A 21177-nucleotide genomic window follows, 5' to 3' on the forward strand; every position below is an offset into this window, starting at 1 on the left:
ATGTATCTGTTTCGTCTAGCTATGGCCAGCCTCGCTAACCGCCGCTTTACTGCGATCCTCACTGCCTTCGCCATCGCGCTTTCCGTGTGCTTGTTGCTGGCGGTGGAGCGCGTGCGTGTCGAGGCGCGCAACAGTTTTGCCAGCACCATCAGCGGTACCGACCTGATCGTCGGGGCACGTTCGGGCTCGGTCAACCTGCTGCTGTATTCGGTGTTTCGCATCGGCAACGCCACCAACAACATCCGCTGGGACAGCTTTGAGCATTTCGCCGCCAGCCCCCAGGTGAAATGGGCCATTCCGATTTCCCTCGGCGACTCCCATCGCGGTTACCGCGTGATGGGCACCAACGAATCCTACTTCGAGCATTACCAGTACGGGCGCAAGCAAAACCTCGAACTGGCCAGCGGCCGCGCCTTTGCCACCGACCCGTTTGAAGTGGTGCTCGGCGCCGAAGTCGCCGACGCCCTGCATTACAAGCTCGGCGACAAGTTGGTACTCGCCCACGGCGTGGCGGTAGTCAGCCTGGTCAAGCACGACGACAAACCCTTCACCGTGGTCGGCATCCTCAAGCGTACCGGTACGCCGGTAGATCGCACGTTGCACATCAGCCTGGGTGGCATGGAGGCGATCCATGTCGACTGGCACAACGGTGTGCCGGCCCAGGGCAAAGGCCGCATCAGCGCCGACCAGGCGCGCAATATGGACCTGACGCCGCAAGCCATCACCGCGTTCATGCTCGGCCTGAACAACAAGATTTCCACCTTCGCCCTGCAACGAGATATCAATGAATTCCGTGGCGAGCCGATGCTGGCGATCCTGCCGGGCGTGGCGCTGCAAGAACTGTGGAGCATGATGGGCACCGCCGAGAAAGCCTTGTTCGTGATCTCGCTGTTCGTGGTGCTGACCGGCTTGATCGGCATGCTCACGGCGATCCTCACCAGCCTCAACGAGCGCCGCCGCGAGATGGCGATTCTGCGTTCGGTGGGTGCACGCCCCTGGCATATCGCGAGCCTGCTGATCTTCGAAGCCTTCGCCCTGGCCTTGTCCGGTGTGGTAGCAGGCGTGGGCCTGCTGTATGTCTGCATCGCCGCCTCCCGTGGTTACTTGCAGGCCAACTACGGGCTGGACCTGCCGATGTCCTGGCCGAGCGAATATGAATGGACCCTGCTGGCGGGTATCCTCGCTGCAGCGCTGTTGATGGGCAGCGTGCCCGCGTGGCGCGCCTATCGACAATCTTTGGCCGATGGCCTGTCCATCCGTTTATGAGGAAGGCTTCGATGCGTCGTGCCCTGTTTGCCCTGTTGCTGTTGACGGCCGTACCCGTGTGGGCGGATGAACAGCCCAAGGACCTGTCCTGGCAGGAAATGATCCCGCCGGATGCGCCACCGGAAGTGCCTAATATGAAGCCGCTGCACGACCTGTCAAACATGGCCGATGCCTTGTCCGTCGAGGCGGCGCCGGCGGCCAAGCAGGATCTGCCCAACGCGCCGGTGGTGCAGAGCCTCGACGGCCAGCACATCCGCCTGCCGGGGTATATCGTGCCACTGGAAGTCAGCGAAGAAGGCCGCACCACCGAGTTTCTGCTGGTGCCGTATTTCGGCGCGTGCATCCACGTGCCGCCACCGCCGTCGAACCAGATCGTGCATGTGAAAAGTGAAGTCGGGGTGAAACTCGATGAGCTGTACCAGCCGTACTGGATCGAAGGCGCGATGCAGGTCAAGCCGTCGTCGAGTGAACTGGCCGACGCCGGTTACCAGATGGATGCCGAGAAGATTTACATGTACGAGCTGCAGGAGTAGCGCTGATCACCCTTTCATTGAGCTGAGTCAAAAGACCGAGCGGAACGATCTTTACCATTGGACGTACAACTTTTAAACGTCCTTTGGAGCTCCCATGAACAAGTCTCTGCTCGGCGCGTCCCTCTTCGCGCTCGCCCTCGTCGCCCCGGTCGCACACGCTCACCAGGCGGGCGATATTCTGGTGCGTGCCGGTGCAATCACCGTCAACCCGGAGGCCGACAGCGGCAAGGTCAAGGTTGACCAGGGCCCGCTGGCCGGCACCAACCTGGGCGGCAAGGCGACCATGAGCAGCGACACCCAACTGGGCTTGAACTTCGCCTACATGATCACCGACCACGTCGGTATCGAATTGCTGGCCGCTACACCGTTCGAGCATGACGTGAAACTCAAGAACACCGCACTGGGCGCCGCCAACGGCAAGCTCGGCTCGCTCAAGCACCTGCCGCCGACCCTGAGCGTCGTGTACTACCCGCTGGACAACAAGTCGGCATTCCAGCCGTACGTGGGCGCCGGTATCAACTACACCTGGATCTACGACGAACACGTCGGCGGTCGCGCTCAACAAGCCGGCTTCAGCAACTTCAAGGCCGAAAACTCCTGGGGCTGGGCCGCACAGATCGGCGCCGACTACATGATCAACGACAACTGGATGATCAACGCCCAGGCGCGCTACATCGACATCAGCACCAAGGCGACTGTGGATAACAATGCGCTGGGCCAGGGCACTCGGGCCAAGGTCAATGTGGACGTGGATCCGATGGTTTACATGGTGGGTATTGGTTACAAGTTCTAAGCAACACTGCATAACCCATGTGGGAGGGGGCTTGCTCCCGATAGCAGAGTGTCAGTCAACAGATTCATGGACTGACCCATCGCTATCGGGAGCAAGCCCCCTCCCACATTTGGTTTTGTAGCGTGTCAGCTGTGGCGGTAGAACCGGTCCAGCAACGCCGGAAGTCCCGCCCGCCATGCCCTGGGCTTGATGCCGAAGGTATGCAGGATTTTCTTGCAGGCCAGCACCGCGTGCTGCGGTTCCTCTGCCGCATCCGGCCGGGCCGCATGGGCCTGGGCAGTCGGCGACTCGATCGCCAGCGGGTGGAAGTTGCGCGCTTCGGTCAGAATCGCCTGGCCCAGCGCCAACGGCGTAGTCGCCTCATGCCCGGCGTAATGATAGGTGCCCCAGAGCGGCGCCGCGCAATCAAGCTGCTTGAGCACCGAGATAATCACCCGTGCGGCATCGTCTACCGGCGTCGGGTTGCCACGACGGTCGTCGGCCATCAGTAGTTCATCGGGCTTTTCGGCCCGGGCCAGGAACCGCCCGAGCGTGCCGTCGACACTGTCATCGAGCAACCAGCCAAATCGCAGCAGCACATGTTGCGGGCAAGTGGCGCGCACGCTCTGCTCGATACGCCACAACGCCTGGCCGCGCAGGCCCAGGGGCACCGGCTCGTCTTTTTCGCTGTAGGCGGTGGCGCGGGAACCATCGAACACCCGGTAGCTGGACGGTTGCAGCAGCGTGATGCTGTGGTGCTGGCACAATTCAGCCAGGCGTTCGATGGCGAACTCCTGGGCGGCCAAGCGGGTTTCGCTCACGGTTTCGGCCTGGAACCAGTCGAAATAGTAGGCGAGGTTGATCAATGCATCGGGACGGGTGTCGTCGAGCAATTGGGTAAGGCTCGCGGCATCCCAGCCGTCTTGGGGCGGTTTGGGGGCGAGGAAACCGATGTCTTCCTCTGCACCGAGGCGAATCAGCGCCTGCCCGAGGGCATTCCCGCCGCCCAGTAACATAAGGCGCATTCGCATAGATTGAGCAGGCCCGGTCTGTTTGGAACGATGGTTATTATCGACAGGCGTGTGCGCCTTGCCGCAGGTAGTTGCCAGAATCGTTGCATTTTGCGGGTTTGTAGCGCAACCGTCACGGATAAAGTACGTGTTTGCAACTTGTTGGAGCAGGTGGCATCAATCACTTCATGAACCTTTCCGAATCAACGGCCAGCGCACTGGATGGTTTTCACCCCGCCGTCAGTGCCTGGTTTTGCAGGACCTTCCCCTCGGTGACCGGCGCCCAGGCCCAGGCGTGGCCGCTGATCCGCCAGCGGCGGTCAACGCTGATCGCCGCGCCCACCGGCTCGGGCAAGACCTTGACGGCCTTTTTGGCGGTGCTCGACGATTTGGTCCACCAGGGCCTGGCCAACGGCGGGCAACTGCCGGACGAGACCCTGGTGGTGTATGTGTCGCCGCTCAAGGCGCTGTCCAACGACATCCAGATCAACCTGCAAAACCCGCTGGCCGGCATTACCGAGCAACTTGAAAAGCTCGGCCTGCCGCCGCTGGTGATCCGCACCGCCGTGCGCACCGGCGACACCCCGCAAAAAGACCGCGCACAGATGCGCAAGCGCGCGCCGCATATTCTGGTGACCACGCCCGAATCTCTGTATGTGCTGCTGGGTTCGGATTCCGGCCGACACATGCTCGCCAGCACGCGCACGGTGATCGTCGATGAGATCCATGCCATCGCCGCCGGCAAGCGCGGCAGCCACCTGGCCTTGAGCCTGGAGCGTCTGCAAGCGCTGTGCACCGAGCCATTGACCCGTATCGGCCTGTCAGCCACGCAAAAACCCATCGAAGCGGTCTCGCGGTTTTTAGTCGGCACCGACCGTAAGTGTGCCATCGTCGACATCGGCCATGCGCGCCCACGGGACCTGGATATCGAAGTGCCGCCAGTGCCGCTCTCGGCGGTGATGGCCAACGATGTGTGGGCCCTGGTCTATGACCGCCTCGCGCAATTGGCCCGCGAACACCGCACCACGCTGATTTTCGTCAACACCCGGCGCCTGGCCGAACGCCTGGCCCGGCATCTGAGCGAGCGGCTGGGCAAGACCGCCGTGGCCGCCCACCATGGCAGCCTGGCCAAGGAACTGCGCCTGGACGCCGAGCAACGGCTCAAGGCCGGCGAACTGCAAGTGCTGATCGCCACCGCGTCCCTGGAGCTGGGCATCGATATTGGCGAGGTGGATCTGGTCTGCCAGATCGGCTCACCCGGCTCGATCAATGGCTTTTTGCAACGCGTCGGCCGCTCCGGGCACCAGGTCGGCGGTACGCCCAAAGGGCGCCTGTTTGCCACCACCCGTGACGACTTGATCGAATGCGCCGCGTTGCTCGACTGCGTACGCCGTGGCGAGCTGGATACCTTGCATATTCCAGTGGCGCCGCTGGACGTGCTGGCCCAGCAGATCATTGCCGAAGTCAGCGCCCGTGAATGGCCGGAACAGGCGCTGCTGGCGCTTGTCCGCCGCGCTGCGCCCTACGCCGAGCTGGATGAGCGCCACTACCAGGCCCTGTTGCAGATGCTCAGCGAGGGCTATAACGGCCGCCAGGGTATCCGCAGCGCCTACCTGCACCGTGACGCCGTGACCCACACCCTGCGCGGCCGCCGCGGTGCCAGGCTCACCGCCGTCACCAGCGGTGGCACCATCCCGGACAACGCCGACTACAGCGTGTTGCTGGAGCCCCAGAGCCTGAACATCGGCAGCGTCAACGAAGACTTCGCGGTGGAAAGCATCGCCGGCGACATCTTCCAACTCGGCAATACCTCTTACCGCATCCTGCGGGTCGAAGCCGGCAAGGTGCGCGTCGAGGATGCCCATGGCCAACCGCCGACCATCCCGTTCTGGCTGGGCGAAGCGCCCGGGCGCAGCAATGAGTTGTCGGTGGCCGTAGCGCGCTTGCAAGGGCAAATCGACAGCTTGCTGGGTGCCACGCCCGGCGACCTGCAACCGGCCCTCGACTGGCTTACCGGCACCTTGGGCCTGCATCGCGCCAGCGCCGAACAACTGCTGGATTACCTCGCCCGGTCGCGCCAGGCCCTGAGCGCCCTGCCCTCTCGGGACACGTTGATCATGGAGCGGTTTTTCGACGCGTCCGGCGGCACCCAGTTGATCATCCACACGCCGTTTGGCAGCCGCATCAACCGCGCCTGGGGCCTGGCGTTGCGCAAGCGTTTCTGCCGCACCTTCAACTTCGAGCTGCAAGCAGCGGCCAGCGAAAACGCCATCGTGCTGTCGCTGTCCACCAGCCACAGTTTTGCCTTGGATGAGGTGTGGCGTTACCTCAACAGCAACAGTGCTGAACACCTCCTGATCCAGGCCGTGCTGGATGCGCCGCTGTTCGGCGTGCGCTGGCGCTGGAATGCCGCCGTGGCCCTGGCGTTGCCGCGTTATACCGGCGGGCGCAAGGTGGCGCCGCAGATCCAGCGCATGAAGAGCGAAGACCTGATCGCCAGCGTCTTTCCGGACCAGATCGCCTGCCTGGAAAACCTCGCCGGCGAGCGCGAAATCCCCCATCACCCACTGGTGGAACAAACCCTCGACGATTGCTTGCATGAAGCCATGGACAGTGAAGCCTGGCTGGCACTGCTGCGGCGCATGGAACGCGGTGAAGTCCGATTGATCAGCCGCGACCTGCCCGCCCCTTCGCCCATGGCCGCGGAAATTCTCAGCGCCAAGCCCTACACCTTTCTCGACGACGCCCCGCTGGAAGAGCGCCGCACCCAGGCCGTGCTCAACCGACGCTGGAGCGACCCGCAGAGCACCGACGACCTGGGCGCACTGGATGCCGACGCCATCGCCGGCGTTCGTGAAGAAGCCTGGCCCGCGCCCAATGGCGTGGATGAAATGCATGAAGCGCTGATGAGCCTGGCGTGCATCGCAGCCCCTGAAGTTGCGCCGCAATGGGCCGCATGGCTGCACGCCTTGGCCAAGGCCGGGCGAGCCTGTCAGTTGCACAACGGCATGTGGGTCGCCGTTGAGCGCTTGAGTTGCTTGCAGGCGCTCTACCCTAACGATTTGCCACTGCTGCCCGGGTTCGACGAGCCCTGGGAGTTTGACGAAGCACTGTTAGAAGTACTGCGTGCGCGCCTCAGTGGTTTTGGCCCGTTGAACCTGGTCGAAATCGCTGCCCCCCTGGCGCTGCCCGTGGCGGCAATCACTCAGGCCCTGGCGCGCCTGGAGCAGGAGGGCTACGTGCTGCGCGGGCACTTCAGCCCCGGGGCCACGCAGGAACAATGGTGCGAACGTCACTTGCTGGCGCGCATTCATCGCTACACGGTCAAGCGCCTGCGACGGGAGATCGAGCCGGTGGCATTGCAGGATTTCATGCGCTTTCTGTTCGATTGGCAGCACCTGTCCGACAGCACCCGCGGCCAGGGCAGCGCCGTATTGCCGCAGATAGTCAGCCAACTCGAAGGCTATGCCGCCGCCACGTCGGCCTGGGACACTGACCTGCTCAGCGCGCGCATCAAGGATTATTCATCGACCTGGCTCGATGACCTGTGCCGCAGCGGCAAGCTGGTATGGACGCGCTTAAGCAACAAGGCCGGCGCCATGGCGTTGCGCAGCACCCCGGTGGTTTTGCTCCCCCGTAGCCAGGTAGCGTTGTGGAGCGGGCTGACCGAGCCCACCGACAGCACCACGCTGTCGCCCAAGGCGCAGAAAGTCCACTCGTCCCTGCGCGAACACGGCGCCTTGTTTTTTGATGAACTGGTGCACGAGGCCCACCTGCTGCGCAGCGAGCTGGAGACAGCCTTGCAGGAACTGGTAGGCGCCGGCCTGGTGAATGCCGACAGCTTCGCCGGGCTGCGCGCCCTGACCACGCCCGCCAGCAAACGCCAGGCCCGCAGCAGTCGACGTGGGCGCGGGGCGTTTGTCGGCGGCATGGATGATGCCGGTCGCTGGGCCTTGGTCCGCCGTTCCGCCAGCGCCGCCGGCCCACATTCGGCCGAGACCCTGGAGCATGTGGCGATGACCCTGCTGCGCCGTTACGGCGTGGTGTTCTGGCGCTTGCTGGAGCGCGAGGCGGATTGGTTGCCGAGCTGGCGTGAATTGCTGCGCACCTTCCATCGGCTGGAGGCACGCGGGGAGATTCGTGGCGGGCGGTTTGTCAGTGGGTTGGCGGGCGAACAGTTTGCGTTGCCGGAGGCGATACCCTTGCTGCGCGAGGTGCGGCGGCGGGCACATGACGGGAGCTTGATCGCGGTGTGCGGGGCGGATCCATTGAACCTTGTGGGCACGCTGCTACCGGGGGCCAAAGTGCCGGCGGTGAGCGGTAATCGGATTGTATATCGCGACGGGCTGCCGGCGGCGGTGATGGTCGCCGGCAAGCAGCAGGTGTTGCTGGAGATGGATCAGCAGGCAGTGCAGGAGAAGTTGATCAGGCGCTGACCTTTAGGGCCTCATCGGGAGCAAGCCCCCTCCCACATTTTGATATGTGAACACATTCAAATGTGGGAAGGGGTTTACTCCCGATGGGGCCGGAACAGCCACTCTCATCATTGCGGCCTGGCTTGCTCGGTCTCTGGCTCATCCTCCTGCGCCACACGCTTGGGCAACAACACCTGCTGTGGATAAGTCTGCGCAAAATGCACCTCGTCACAGTTATCCACAAGCTTTTTCAAGCGCTGATTGAAAGCCCGGCTCACCGCATATTGCCCACCCGATACCGTGCGGAATTGCGCCGTGAGCACCACGCCATTGAGGTCCATCTTGTCCACGCCGAACACTTCCAGTGGCCCTTGCAGGTTGTACTTGAGGAACACGTCGTCACGAATCGACTGGCCTGCTTCACGGATCAGCTCCACGGCCTTGTCCACGTCGGTGTCGTAGGTGAACTGCACCGAGAAGAACGCATAGGCGAATTGGCGCGACTGGTTGGTGACCGCCTTGATCTGCCCGAACGGTACCGAATGCACAAAGCCCTTGCCGTCGCGCAGGCGCAGGGTGCGGATGGTCAGGCCCTCGACGGTACCGGCGTGGCCGGAATCGAGCACCACCCAGTCGCCGATCGAGAGCGTGTCTTCGATGATGATAAACAGGCCGGTGATCACGTCCTGCACCAGCTGTTGGGAGCCAAAACCAATCGCCAGGCCGACCACCCCCGCACCCGCGAGTAACGGCGCGACGTTGATGCCCAGATTGGCCATGGTGGTGATCGCACAGATAACCACCAGAATGATTTTCACCGCATTACGCAGCAGCGGCAGGATGGTTTTGACCCGCGTACTGGGCTGGCGGCTGGAGCGTTTGTTCACCGGGGGCTTGAGCGCTTCCTGAATCGCCGTATCGAGCACCACCCAGAACAGCCACGTCATCAGCAGGATCAGGCCGATACTGCTGAGCGAATCGCTGATCGCCCGGCCCACTGAGTTGCGCTGGGCAAACTCGAACAGCGACACGCCCCAGATACGCCCCAGTATCTCGATAAAAGCGATGGCCATCACAATGCGCAATATCGCGTGCAACAGGCTGAGAAAGCGCTCCTTGTAGGCACTGCTGCGCTGTATCGCCACTTGGCTGCGCGACTTGAACAAGTGTTGCAGCACCGTGCTGAGAAACACCGTGCCGATCAGCAGGATGGTGGTCAACAAGGCACAGCGCAGGGCCTTTTGATTATCGTCGCCGGCACCGATCAAGTTGATCGCCGAGACCAGTACCATCAACAGGATCGGCCAGTACCACAGCCCGGAAAATACCCGCAGCGATTGCTGCAACGCCGGATGCTTAAGGCGCTGCGCCAACGGCCGGTTACGAATCAAATGCGCCACCGGGCGACGCAGGCGAACCACCAGCACACCGAAGATCACCGTCGCAAACAGCCCGGTAAACACCGCAACACTGCTGGTGATGTTGCCGCCCAGCTGCCGGGCGATCTGCGGGCTGGTGAGCGCGTCGCTGAGGGCGGCAAGGAAGCCGATCAGGAACAGCGGTTTGGGGCAATAGTCGCGAATGATCTGCACCGCCGGGCGCTTGTGGCCGACATTGAACATGACGATCACGCACAGCAGCATGGAGGTGGAAAAAATGCCGCTACTGGTGGCGTAGGCAAAACACAGCGCCAGTGCCCGTCCTACGGAAGAGGCGAGAAAATGGCTGACATACAGCGTCAATGGCAGGCAGATAACCGCAGGGATGGTGTAAGGCACTACATACCCCAGCACGCCCAGCAAGCGGGCCCGACGGCGGAAAAAGGCGCGCAGGCTCAAGCGCCGCACGATAAAGCGCCCCAGTAACGTCAGCAGCGCAAAAGCACCCACCCAAACGGCGGATAACAGCAGGAAATCCCCGGCCACACTCCATGGCGAGCGTGCGGCGGTCTGGTCGACCAGCCGCCCGACTTCATTCGCGGCCCGGTCGGCCCGCAGGCGCCACTCGTCGATAAAGTTCTGGTTCAGATCGAGCTTCTGCTGCACATCATCAATGCTGGAACTGATGGCCCCGAGCAGGCCGCCCTCCACCAGCAACTCGGGCTTGGCCGCCGCGTCGGGCTCAGGCGCGGTGGCCGCGGCTTGCAATGCGCCGCTGCCGCAGAACAGCAGCGCCCCTAGCAGTAATGCAGTCTTTAAATTCAGCAAAACAGCGGGCTCCTTCAGAAGGGTCTGTAAGGAACTGACGGGTTTGAGCCTTGATCGTTCCCTGCGTTTACGGGCATGTGATTCAAATTGTGGGAGGGGGCTTGCCCCCGATAGCAGGCTGTCAGTCAACAACTTCATGACTGATGCACCGCTATCGGGGCATGGGTATCTACACAACTTTGGCATGGCCCTGAACCTGTGGCGAGGGAGCTTGCTCCCGTGGCGGCCTGACAGCCACCGACTATCTAAATGATGCGACGCGATCCAAATGTGGGAGCTGGCTTGCCTGCGAAGGCGGCCTGACAGCCGACCAGGATGTTGGATCAGACCGAGTACATATCCGTTGCTGCGGTAACGGCCGCTTATGGTTTCGCTCTTACAGCGACTCACTTTTGGAGAGGCCCAAAAGTAAGCAAAAGGCCTTCGCCCCACCACTCGGCACCTCGCTCAGGCTCGGTGTGCCCGTAATCCGCCATGGATTTGGGGGGCCGCCGCCACGCGCCATCCATGGCGCGGGGCGGCTAAACCGGCATCCCTGCCGGTTTACCCCCCAAATCCCTGTCGAATTCCGGCCAGCGTGGTTTAACGGGGCGCCTAAGATCAAGATCAAAAGCAGATCAAGAGCGGCTCGCTTCGCATCGTGATTACTGATGGTTGCTACGTCAGAGTTGTGTAGATACCCATGGCTATCGGGGGCAAGCCCCCTCCCACATTTCGCACCCCGTACCGTCTGTAGGAACGTGGAAACTTTCAGCCAAATATCGCAGTCATCCCATAACGCACCCCACCTCCACAGGAGCAACCATGGCGGCGATTCATATCGGCATTTCCGGCTGGCGCTACACGCCCTGGCGCGGGGACTTCTACCCCGACGGGCTGACCCAGAAACGCGAGTTGCAGTTTGCGTCACGCGCCGTGAGCAGCATTGAAATCAACGGTTCTTTCTATGCGCTGCAACCCCCCAAGCGCTATGCGCAGTGGTACGCCGATACGCCTGAGGGGTTCATGTTCAGCGTCAAGGCGCCACGCTATGTCACGCATATCCTGCGCTTGCGCGAGGTGCACAAGCCCATGGCCAATTTCTTCGCCTCCGGGGTGCTGGAGCTCAAAGAAAAACTCGGTCCCATCCTTTGGCAGTTCCCGCCCAGCTTCAAATTCGACGCCGCGCTGTTCGAAGCCTTCCTGGCCGATTTACCCACCAACACCCAACAGGCCGCCGCCCTCGCCCGCCAGCACGAGCCGCGTCTGAACGGCAAGGCAAGCATGAAAGCCTATGGCAAAAAACCCTTGCGCCATGCCGTGGAAATTCGCCACATGAGCTTTGCGGTACCGGAGTTTGTGCAGCTGCTGGACAAGTACGGTGTTGCCCTCGTAGTGGCTGACACCGCCGGCAAGTGGCCCTATATCGAAGACGTCACCGCCAACTTCATGTACCTGCGGTTACACGGCGACAAACAGCTTTACGCCAGTGGCTATACCAGTGAGGCGCTCAAACGCTGGGGTGACCGTATCGAGCGCTGGGCCCACGGCAAACAACCGGCGGATGCGCACCTTGTCGCCCCGCAACGCAAACCCCGCGTGCGCAAACAGCGTGACGTGTTCTGTTTTTTCGACAATGACATCAAGGTGCGCGCGCCTTTCGATGCGCGCCAGTTGTTGCAGCGCTTCGGGCTGGACAAGCACCTGCTCACAGCACCCGGGCAGTTGCCGGAACCGGGAGTGCTGCCATGACTCACCCCGAGCTGATCCCCGTGCCCCCCACCGCCGCCATCACGCGTTTTACCGTGCTGACGGTGAATATCCATAAAGGCTTCACTGCCCTGAATCGACGCTTCATCCTGCCCGAACTGCGCGAAGCGGTGCGCAGCGTCGGTGCCGATATGGTGTTCCTGCAAGAGATCCACGGCACCCACGAGCGCCATCCCCAGCGTTATAGCGACTGGCCGAAGATGCCGCAGTACGAATTTCTCGCCGACAGCATCTGGCCGCAGTTTGCCTATGGTCGCAATGCGGTCTACCCCCATGGCGACCATGGCAACGCGCTGCTGTCAAAATTCCAGATAATCCGTTACGACAACCTCGACATCTCCCAAAGCGGCCATGAGAACCGCGGCCTGCTGCATTGTGTGCTGCGCCTGCCGGGCGGCGAACGCGAGGTGCATGCCATCTGCATCCACCTGGGCTTGCGCGAGGTACATCGCCAACAGCAACTGCGCTTGCTTGAGCAGCGTATTGGCCAGATCCCGGCGGATGCGCCCCTGGTGGTCGCCGGCGATTTCAATGACTGGCGGCAAAAGGCCGACCTGAGTCAAAGCGGCCTGCAGGAGGTGTTCATCCACGCCCACGGCAAGCCTGCGCGTACGTTCCCGGCGCGCCTGCCGTTACTGCCGCTGGATCGCATCTATGTGCGCAACCTGACCATCCACAACCCGCGCGTGCTCACCACGCGGCCGTGGTCGCACCTGTCAGACCATGTGCCCCTGTCGGTGGAGATTGAGTTATGAACATTGCGGTAGAACATATCGCCACCGACCAGCCGCCGGATGACAGCAAGGCCCGCGACCTAGACTACGGCTGGCAGAGCGGCAATCGCGTGCAATTGCTGGAAAATGGCGAGGCCTATTTTCCCGCGGTGTTCGAGGCCATGCGCGACGCCCAGCGGGAAATCCTGCTGGAGACCTTCATCCTCTTTGAAGACAAGGTCGGTCATGAGCTGCAAGGCATTCTCATCGAAGCGGCGCAACGCGGGGTCAAGGTGGTGGTCAGCCTTGACGGTTTCGGCTGCGGCGAACTGAGCCCGGCCTTTCTGCGCGAACTGGCTGAAGCCGGCGTGATCGTGCAGATGTTTGACCCGGCATCCAAAACCCTCGGCATTCGCACCAACTGGTTTCGTCGCCTGCACCGCAAGATCGTGGTGGTGGACGCCAGCGTGGCGTTTATCGGCGGGATCAATTTTTCCGCTGATCACCTGGGGGACTTCGGCCCCGAAGCCAAGCAGGATTACGCGGTACAGATCATCGGCCCGGCAGTGGCCGACTTGCACCACTTCGCCCTCGCCCAAAGTGGCCGTCAGGTGCGCACCCGTAGAGGTTGGCGCCGACGCCAGCAACGGCCTTCGCCATGGGCAGACGAGCACGGCGACGGGCGGGTGCGCCTGATTTATCGCGACAATATCCAGCATCGCGACGACATCGAAGAAGCCTATATCCACGCCTTGAGCCAGGCCCGGCAGCGGGTGGTAATTGCCAATGCCTATTTCTTCCCCGGCTATCGCTTGCTGCGCGAGATTCGTAACGCAGCGCGCCGTGGCGTGCAGGTGCAGTTGATCATGCAAGGCCAGCCCGACGTGCTGCTGGCCAAGCTGGCGGCGCGCATGCTCTACGACTATCTGCTCAAGGACGGCGTGGTGATTCACGAGTACTGCCAACGCCCGTTGCACGGCAAAGTGGCGCTGGTGGACGACCAATGGAGCACCGTGGGCTCAAGCAACCTCGACCCGCTGAGCCTGGCGCTGAACCTGGAAGCCAACGTGCTGATTCGTGACCGCGCCTTCAACCAGCAGCTGTACCAGAGCCTGGAAGCCCTGGCACGAGACCATTGCCAAACCATGCCGGCCAAGCGCAAGCCGCGCCTGTGGTTGTGGCGCCTGACCGTGGGGTTTCTGGTGTTCCATGTCATGCGCCACTTTCCCGCGCTGGCGAGTTGGTTGCCGGCACACAAGCCGCGTTTGAAACCCATTGAGAGTCCGGCCCATGACGTCTGAGAAAAACGGCTCACGGTTCCAGCGCTGGAAGAAGCCTCTGACCATTGCGTTCTTCCTGCTGCTGATCGTGCTCTTCACCCTGCTTGCCCGGCGCATCGACTGGAGCGAAGTGCTGCAGACGTTGAGCGACTTCAAAGTCAGCACATTGCTGATCGCCGGCGCGCTGACGCTGTGCAGTTTTATCGTGTACGCCTGCTTCGATCTGATCGGCCGGACCTACATTCGCCAGCCCCTGCGCTGGAAGCAGATCCTGCCGGTGGGCATTATCAGTTATGCGTTCAACCTCAATCTGAGCGCCTGGGTCGGCGGCATCGCCATGCGTTACCGGCTGTATTCGCGATTGGGGGTGAGCACCAGCAATATCGCCAAGATCCTCGGCCTGAGCCTGGCCACCAATTGGTTCGGCTATATGGCCTTGGCCGGGGTAGTGTTCAGCAGCGGGCTGGTCACCCTGCCACCAGGTTGGAAGCTCAGCACCGGCGCCCTGCAAGGTGTGGGCGTGTTGCTGGTGATCGCGAGCCTGGGTTACCTGGCGGCGTGCCGGTTTTCGAAAAAACGTGCGTGGTCGATCCGCGGCATCGAGATCAATTTGCCGTCGCTGCGCATGGCCTGCCTGCAACTGGCCCTGGGCGCCTTGAACTGGTCACTCATGGCAGCGGTTATTTTTACCTTGCTGCCCGCCAAACTCGATTACCCGCTGGTATTGGGCGTGTTGCTGATCAGCGCGATTGCCGGTGTGGTCACCCATATACCCGCCGGGCTTGGGGTGTTGGAGGCAGTGTTTATCGGGTTGTTACAGCATGAGGCGTCGCGCGGGAGTCTGCTGGCCGGGTTGATCGCGTATCGGGCAATCTACTTTATTTGCCCATTGCTGATTGCGTTGGTGATGTACCTGGGGGTGGAGGCCAAGGCCAAGGCGTTGCGGGTGAAGAAGACACCCGCTTAACGTCTATCGGGATTGGATAATGCTCAACCGCTCACCCACTACCATTTCGGTAATCCAGTCCACCAGGATCGAGGTATAGGCCTGTTGCGACACCGGGTCGCTCAAGGCATGGTCCGCGCCGTCGATGATGCGGTGGGTCAGGGAATGAGTCTGCTGGCACGCCGCGCGATAACTCATGATGGTGGCATGGGGCACATGGTCGTCGGTTTCCGATTCGACAATCAGCACATCACCGGTAAATTGCGCGCAGGCGTGCAGGGCACGGTTGGTTTCGGCACGCACCAAGGTGCCGCGGTAATCCATCAGGTCGGCTTTATCCAGCTCGCGCTTGGGCTTGAGCCATTCCTGGTCGCGGTACAGCGCGGGCACCCGCAGCGCCAGCCAACGCACCGGGCGCAACGAAGTGAGAATCGCCGCCAGGTATCCGCCGTAGCTGGTGCCCACCACCGCCACTGCCGAGGTGTCGATGGCAGGGTGGGACAGCAGCCGGTCGTAGGCGGCCAGCAGGTCGCGCAGGTTGTCTTCGCGGGTGACGCGCGATAAGGGAATGCCGGTGCCGGCGTGCCCCCGCAGGTCGAAGGTCAGGCATACGCAACCCAGCCCCGCTATACCTTTGGCGCGGTCCAGGTCGCGCTCCTGGCTGCCGCCCCAACCGTGCACAAACAATACGCCGGGCACTTTGGACTTGGGGCTGAGGAATGTCCCACTCATCTGTTCGTCATCTACATCGATACTGATGCTCTCGCTTCTAGCCGTCATAAGATTGAACCGTCACGTACTTGAGAAGAAAGTCGCTGTTTTCGGCGGGGCCTCGGTACACCTCAATGGCATCCGCCGGCAGCGCTTGATCCACGTAGGTTTCCACCGAGGACACGCGGATGGCCTTGAGGCTCGGGTTGTTGATGAAACTCTGCAGCGCCGCGACTTCCGCGCTGCTGGCCCCGCCCATGCGCCAGGACTGTTCGAGCACGCCGCTACGGCGCTGGCCGTTACTGTCCAGGCCCTGGGCGATGTCGTAATTGCGCCGCGAGGCGTAGAACCCCGGGTAGGCTTCGTCGGCAGCATTATCGAAAACCCGGGCTTGCTCGATGGCTTGCCGCACATCGTCAGGCAGGGCCAATTGCAGCAAGTCTTCATAGTAGCCGGGCACGACCAGCAGGTTGGATCCGCCGTAGACCTCCTCGCCCTGCCCGTCCTGGGTCAGGTATTGCTCGCCGCAATAGCTGAATACGTGCTCACCGATAAAGCTCTGGCCCACGCTGTGGGTAACCACGTCGTGCAGGTCTTGTTCCAGCACCACGCCGGCGCTGAACAACTTTGCGGCGTCAGGACGCGCCACTATCGCGTCGAACTCATCGAGACTGTGGATAACTTCCTGGCCCCGTCCAGCACAGGCGTGCACCGGTTTCATACGGATCGGGCCACTATAGAGCAAGCGCGCGGCGGCGGGCTTGGCGTCTTCCAGGGCGAACACACTCAAGCCATCCAACACAACGTCGCGTACGCGCTCGCAGAAGATCGGCGACCAACCTTCAGGTGCCTTTGCTTCAGGGCTCAACAGGCCGTGGCTGATCGCTTTGGTACAAATGAAATCGTGATCGACATAGCCCCCCCACAAATCTTCCGGCCCTCTGACGTCAAGCTTCAACGCCAGGGCGGGACCGACCAGAGTTTGCGTGGGTAGCAGGTACAGCTCGCGACCGGCGTGCATCTGGGGGTCGTAACTGCCACCAAACTTGAGCCCCAATATCTGCGCCAGCCAGCGGGCCAATGCGCGGTTGGTTTCAACCTCATGCAATGGCGCACCTTCGCGCGTCGAGTGTGCGACCACCAATTTGTTGCGATTTGTCGGGGTCATGCGTCCCCCTTGGCTATCCCGCCATGTGTGTGGTGGGAAAGTTGCAGGGATCAGGCCAACGCCGCTTTGTGAGGGATGTTTCTTAAATCAATGAGTTGCACTAAAAGCGATGGCAGTTAGCCTGCTCTATTCTGCACGACGATGCCCCAAATCCCCTGCGTTCTGCACGATTCAAACACCAAACCGGGTGCGGTAGTCGCTGGGGGTCAAGCCAGTAATCTTCTTGAAAATTGCACGAAAAGCGCTGGGGTCCTGATAACCCACGGTCCAGGCGATGTGGTCGATCGTGCCGTTGGTGAACTCCAGCATCTGCCGCGCCTTGCCGACCCGCAGATGCTGGCAGTACTCGGTGGGTTTAAGCCCCGTCGCACTGCGAAAACGGCGCAAAAACGTGCGCTCTTCCAGGTTTGCCTCCTGCGCCATCGCCGCCACCGAAACATCCACTGCGCCACTGGCTTGCAGCCAATGTTGGACCTTCAGGATCGCACTGTCGCCATGCCTGAGGATCGGCGCAAAGTTGCTTGCGCACTGGCGGGCACTGTCGCTGTGTTCGATCACCAGAAAACGCGCAGTGTCGGCGGCGACACTGGGACCCATCAGCCGGTCGACCAGGCGCAGGCCCAGTTCGGACCAAGCCATCAGCCCGGCGGTGGTGATCAGGTCGCCGTCATCGACGATGGGTTTATCCGCTTCCAGGCGCACTGCCGGGTAACGGGCTGCGAAGGATTCCGAGGACGACCAGTGAGCGGTGGCGCTGCGCCCATCCAACAGACCGCTACGCGCCAACATGATCGAGCCAATGCACACACCACCAAGCACCGTGCCAGCGGCATGCTGCTGGCGGATCCACTCCAGCAGTGCCGGCGGCGCCTGGTCTTCGGTGAACTCGCCAATCGACGGCGGTACCAGCAGAGCCATCATCGGTTGGGCCGGCGCTGGGTCGCTGTCGAACACGCGCGCAGGCGTGCCGTGGGCGTCCACCTGCCAGTGGCTGACCCGCAGCAGCGGCAGTTGCGCAGATTGGTACTCGGCGGCGATGCGATTGGCGACCCCAAACAGGTCGGTCAGGCCATGCACGGCGGCCAGTTGCGCGCCCTGATAGATCAATACACCCAGTTCGAGCGTCGCGCGTTCCACGGCCATTGTCAGTTTTCCCCCTGTTATTGTCGGTGCGGCCAATTCTCAACCTCGGCGCCAGCTAAGATACTGGGCCCATCAACCCATCAGGAGGCAACATACATGGCCAAGCAAGCGCTCATCCTAATCGATATCCAGAACGACTACTTCCCTCAGGGCAAGTGGCCGCTTGACGGCGTAGAAGCCGCGGCGGACAAGGCGGCGCAGGTGCTACAGGCATTTCGACAGGCAGGCGATGCAGTGATTCATGTACGCCATGAGTTTGAAGGCGACGACGCGCCTTTCTTCACGCCCGGCTCCGACGGCGCCCGCTTGCACGACAAGGTGTTGAACGAGGGTGATGAACCGGTAGTGCTCAAGCATTTTGTGAATGCGTTTCGCCAAACCAACCTGCGCGAGTTGCTGGAGCAGCGCAGCATCACCGATCTGGTGGTGGTCGGCAGCATGAGTCATATGTGTGTGGACGCCGTGGTGCGGGCGGCGGCGGACCTGGGCTATAAGGTCACGGTGATCCATGACGCTTGTGCTACTCGCGATCAGGCATTCAACGGCCAGGTGATTCCAGCGGCGCAGGTGCATGGGGCGTACATGGCATCCCTGGCATTTGGCTATGCGGGCGTCATGTCGGCGCAGGAATACTTGCAGACGCAAACGGCGGCCGCGTGACCGCCACTTACGCCGATCACGTTAGCGTGTCGCGATGATGAACAGGCGCGGAAACGGCAGCAACACAGTGCCATCGGCCAAGGCTGGATAAGCCTGGGCAATTCGCGCCTGGTATTGCTGCAGGAAGGCGGCCTTTTCATCGTCGGTCAACGGCGCAAGAAAGGGCCGCAATGCCGACGCCTTGAACCACTCCACCACCGCCGCATGATCTGCCAACGGGTGCTGGTAGGTGGTGCGCCACACATCCACCGTACTGCAGTGCTTGCTCAGCAACTCGTAGTAGTAACTCGCGGTATGCCGCTCATTGTGTTTGACCGCGCCGATCTTCGCCGACCATGGGCCGTCGGCCGCAACGTCGCGGGCCAACCGGTGGGCGGGCTCGTCGAGATTGTCCGGGGTTTGCACCGCCAGCGTACCGCCGGGGTTCAGTTGATTGACCAAGTGCGGGTATAGCCCGGCGTGGTCGGGCAGCCATTGCAGTGAGGCATTGGCCAGGATCACATCGAATTTTTGTGCTGGACTCCAGGCGCCGATATCTGCCAACTCGAAGCTCAACGCCGGCAAGCGCTCGCGGGCGTCGGCCAGCATGTCGTCGGAGCTGTCCATGCCGGTGACTCGCGCTTGGGGAAAGCGCTCGGCCAGTACCGCTGTGGAGTTGCCCGGCCCGCAGCCCAAGTCGACGGCAGTGCGCACGTCGGTTTCGGGAATCGCCGCCACCAGGTCACGGACCGGGCGAGTGCGCTGTTGTTCGAACAGGGTGTACTGCTTGGCAGACCAGGTCATCGCTGCTGTCCTTCTTTTTAGAGAGGGCTACAGCCTAAATCTTATGACCCATGAGAACAAATACCGCCCTGTTACAACAAGCGTTCTATTGGCGTGATGGGTGGCCACCTGGACCGCACGGCTCAATCGTGGAGACAGCCGATCAAAACGCAGAGGGCTGAGGCTGCCATTGTTGCGCGGTGAGGGGGTTCTCCAACTCCATCTGTATCAACTGGCCAACGGTTTGCCCGACCTTTTGCACGGCCATCTCGACCTTGCGGGTGGGTGGGTTGGCGAAGTTCAGCCGGATGCAATTACGGTATTTTCCCGCTGCCGAGAAAATATTGCCGTTGGCCACCTGCACATCCTGCGCTTCCAACAGTCGGTTGAGGGCGTAGGTATCGAACTCCCCGGGCAATTCGACCCACAGCGTAAAGCCGCCCTGAGGCTGGCTGACGCGGGTCCCCGCCGGGAAATAGCGGTTGACCCATTCACTCATCAGATCGCCGTTGCGCTTGTATTGCTTGCGCATACGCCGCAGGTGCAACTGGTAATTACCCTTGGCGATAAATTCGGCCACGGCCAATTGCGGTTGGGTGACGGTGGCGCCAGAGCCGATGAACTTCATATGCAGCACCTGGGGCAGGTAACGCCCCGGGGCGATCCAGCCGACGCGCAGGCCAGGGGCCACGGTCTTGGAAAACGAACTGCACAACACCACGCGGTTGTCTTCATCGAAGGACTTGAGCGAGCGTGGCCGCGGATAGCGATGCGACAGATCACCGTAGATATCGTCTTCGATAATCGGCACGTCGAAGCGTTGGGCCATGCGGATCAGCTTGAGCTTGCGCTCGTCGGGCATGATGTAGCCCATGGGGTTGTTACAGTTGGCGGTCAATTGGATGACCTTGATCGGCCACTGCTCCAGGGCCATCTCAAGGGCTTCCAGGTTGATGCCGGTCACCGGGTCGCTGGGGATCTCCAGCGCCTTGAGACCGGCCGCCTTGAGGATCTGCATCATCCCGTAATAGCTCGGCGAGGCGATCGCCACGATATCGCCGGGCGCGCAAATCGCGCGGATCGCGGTGGACAGGGCCTCCTGGCAGCCGCTGGTGACAATCAGGTCGGCCGGGGTCAGGCGAACACCCGCATCGATGGACAGCCGGGCGATCTGTTCACGCAAGGCCAATACACCCTGGATGTGGCTGTATTGCAGGCTGGTGTTGTCGCTGCGCCGGCTGATACGGGCCATGGCGGTCAGCAGCGGCTTGAGAGTCGGCACGCTGATGTCCGGCATACCGCACCCCAGTTGCACGATACCGGCGCCTTGATCGAGGCGTATCAGTTCCTGGACCATGTCCCACTGGGAAATGTCCACCGGCCGCAGGATGGGTCGGCCCATCTGCGGCAAAGGCGCCACGCGCCGGTCCGACGGCACGAAATAGCCCGACTTGGGACGCGATACCGCCAACCCCGAACATTCCAATACACGGTAGGCCTGTTGCACGGTCGTCAGGCTGACGCCGTGCTCATGGCTGAGGGTGCGTACAGATGGCAACCGCTCACCGGGCCCGTACAGGCCCTGCTCGATGCGGCTGCTGATGAATTCGGCGAGGTTCAGGTATAGAGTCATAGGCCCGACTGTAGCTTCTGATCTGTCGCTTAAGAAGTTACAGATTGGCCTTTTTTTGAAAAATTTTCAGCATAAAACCCCAATCTGTATTCAAAAGATTGAGTTCTGCTGTATCTGCAATACACGTCGTCGCCTTGGGATGATAGGTCCCATAACAGTGCACGAGACCTTGGACAAGGTGGGTACAAATGTAGTTACAAAATAGTAAA

General features: G+C 61.7%; 16 protein-coding genes. 9 read left to right on the forward strand and 7 right to left on the reverse strand.

Features of this window, described 5'->3' with window-relative positions:
- The 3 genes from PSEBG33_RS03240 to PSEBG33_RS03230 all read left to right on the forward strand — a co-directional run bounded on the left by PSEBG33_RS03240 (position 1) and on the right by PSEBG33_RS03230 (position 2592).
- A complete protein-coding gene (locus PSEBG33_RS03240) occupies positions 1-1266 on the forward strand; it encodes an ABC transporter permease (RefSeq protein WP_005791865.1) in 1266 nt (421 codons plus the stop codon).
- Between the two features lie 11 nt (positions 1267-1277).
- Positions 1278-1799, forward strand: a complete 522-nt coding sequence (locus PSEBG33_RS03235; RefSeq protein ID WP_032803732.1) for a DUF3299 domain-containing protein — start codon at positions 1278-1280, stop codon at positions 1797-1799.
- A gap of 94 nt (positions 1800-1893) precedes the next feature.
- Positions 1894-2592: an OmpW/AlkL family protein gene (locus PSEBG33_RS03230; protein WP_005791869.1), complete on the forward strand. Its 699-nt coding sequence runs from the start codon at positions 1894-1896 to the stop codon at positions 2590-2592.
- 125 nt (positions 2593-2717) lie between these two features.
- Here the strand turns inward: PSEBG33_RS03230 and PSEBG33_RS03225 are convergent, their stop codons facing one another.
- Positions 2718-3602, reverse strand: a complete 885-nt coding sequence (locus PSEBG33_RS03225; protein ID WP_005791871.1) for a sugar nucleotide-binding protein — start codon at positions 3600-3602, stop codon at positions 2718-2720.
- 167 nt (positions 3603-3769) lie between these two features.
- On the opposite strand from PSEBG33_RS03225, the gene PSEBG33_RS03220 reads away from it, so the two are divergent.
- Positions 3770-8017, forward strand: a complete 4248-nt coding sequence (locus PSEBG33_RS03220) for a DEAD/DEAH box helicase (RefSeq protein WP_005791873.1) — start codon at positions 3770-3772, stop codon at positions 8015-8017.
- A 107-nt stretch (positions 8018-8124) separates the two neighbouring features.
- Here the strand turns inward: PSEBG33_RS03220 and PSEBG33_RS03215 are convergent, their stop codons facing one another.
- Positions 8125-10203, reverse strand: a complete 2079-nt coding sequence (locus PSEBG33_RS03215) for a mechanosensitive ion channel family protein (protein ID WP_005791875.1) — start codon at positions 10201-10203, stop codon at positions 8125-8127.
- An 804-nt stretch (positions 10204-11007) separates the two neighbouring features.
- Here PSEBG33_RS03215 and PSEBG33_RS03210 point away from each other — a divergent pair.
- From PSEBG33_RS03210 to PSEBG33_RS03195, 4 genes are read left to right on the forward strand one after another with little or no spacing between them, the layout of a single operon-like run.
- The gene (locus PSEBG33_RS03210; protein ID WP_005791877.1) at positions 11008-11934 is read left to right on the forward strand and encodes a DUF72 domain-containing protein; all 927 of its coding nucleotides are present in this window, start codon (positions 11008-11010) and stop codon (positions 11932-11934) included.
- Positions 11931-12707 (forward strand): endonuclease/exonuclease/phosphatase family protein, encoded by a 777-nt coding sequence (locus PSEBG33_RS03205; protein WP_005791879.1) that lies wholly within the window; start codon positions 11931-11933, stop codon positions 12705-12707. Before PSEBG33_RS03210 ends, PSEBG33_RS03205 begins: the two co-directional genes overlap by 4 nt.
- Complete coding sequence (clsB, locus tag PSEBG33_RS03200; RefSeq protein WP_005791881.1) at positions 12704-13966, forward strand: cardiolipin synthase ClsB; 1263 nt, start codon at positions 12704-12706, stop codon at positions 13964-13966. Before PSEBG33_RS03205 ends, clsB begins: the two co-directional genes overlap by 4 nt.
- Positions 13956-14912, forward strand: a complete 957-nt coding sequence (locus PSEBG33_RS03195) for a lysylphosphatidylglycerol synthase domain-containing protein (RefSeq protein WP_005791882.1) — start codon at positions 13956-13958, stop codon at positions 14910-14912. The genes clsB and PSEBG33_RS03195 overlap by 11 nt, the downstream gene beginning before the upstream one ends.
- A gap of 3 nt (positions 14913-14915) precedes the next feature.
- On the opposite strand, the gene PSEBG33_RS03190 is transcribed toward PSEBG33_RS03195, so the two are convergent.
- The 3 genes from PSEBG33_RS03190 to PSEBG33_RS03180 form a co-directional block, all read right to left on the reverse strand.
- On the reverse strand, positions 14916-15671 hold the full coding sequence (locus PSEBG33_RS03190) for an alpha/beta hydrolase family protein (protein WP_005791883.1): 756 nt from the start codon (positions 15669-15671) through the stop codon (positions 14916-14918).
- The gene (locus PSEBG33_RS03185) at positions 15661-16770 is read right to left on the reverse strand and encodes a DUF3182 family protein (RefSeq protein ID WP_005791884.1); all 1110 of its coding nucleotides are present in this window, start codon (positions 16768-16770) and stop codon (positions 15661-15663) included. Before PSEBG33_RS03185 ends, PSEBG33_RS03190 begins: the two co-directional genes overlap by 11 nt.
- Before the next feature lie 171 nt (positions 16771-16941).
- Positions 16942-17913, reverse strand: a complete 972-nt coding sequence (locus tag PSEBG33_RS03180) for a GlxA family transcriptional regulator (RefSeq protein ID WP_005791885.1) — start codon at positions 17911-17913, stop codon at positions 16942-16944.
- A gap of 96 nt (positions 17914-18009) precedes the next feature.
- On the opposite strand from PSEBG33_RS03180, the gene PSEBG33_RS03175 reads away from it, so the two are divergent.
- The gene (locus PSEBG33_RS03175) at positions 18010-18573 is read left to right on the forward strand and encodes a cysteine hydrolase family protein (protein WP_005791886.1); all 564 of its coding nucleotides are present in this window, start codon (positions 18010-18012) and stop codon (positions 18571-18573) included.
- Between the two features lie 21 nt (positions 18574-18594).
- On the opposite strand, the gene tam is transcribed toward PSEBG33_RS03175, so the two are convergent.
- Both tam and PSEBG33_RS03165 read right to left on the reverse strand, forming a co-directional pair.
- Positions 18595-19356 carry a trans-aconitate 2-methyltransferase gene (gene tam, locus PSEBG33_RS03170; RefSeq protein ID WP_005791887.1) on the reverse strand — a complete coding sequence of 254 codons (762 nt, stop codon included), beginning with the start codon at positions 19354-19356 and terminating at the stop codon, positions 18595-18597.
- A gap of 142 nt (positions 19357-19498) precedes the next feature.
- Complete coding sequence (locus tag PSEBG33_RS03165; protein ID WP_005791888.1) at positions 19499-20968, reverse strand: PLP-dependent aminotransferase family protein; 1470 nt, start codon at positions 20966-20968, stop codon at positions 19499-19501.
- Positions 20969-21177 lie beyond the last annotated feature (209 nt).

The organism is Pseudomonas synxantha BG33R (genome assembly GCF_000263715.2).
GTDB classification, from domain to species: domain Bacteria; phylum Pseudomonadota; class Gammaproteobacteria; order Pseudomonadales; family Pseudomonadaceae; genus Aquipseudomonas; species Aquipseudomonas synxantha_A.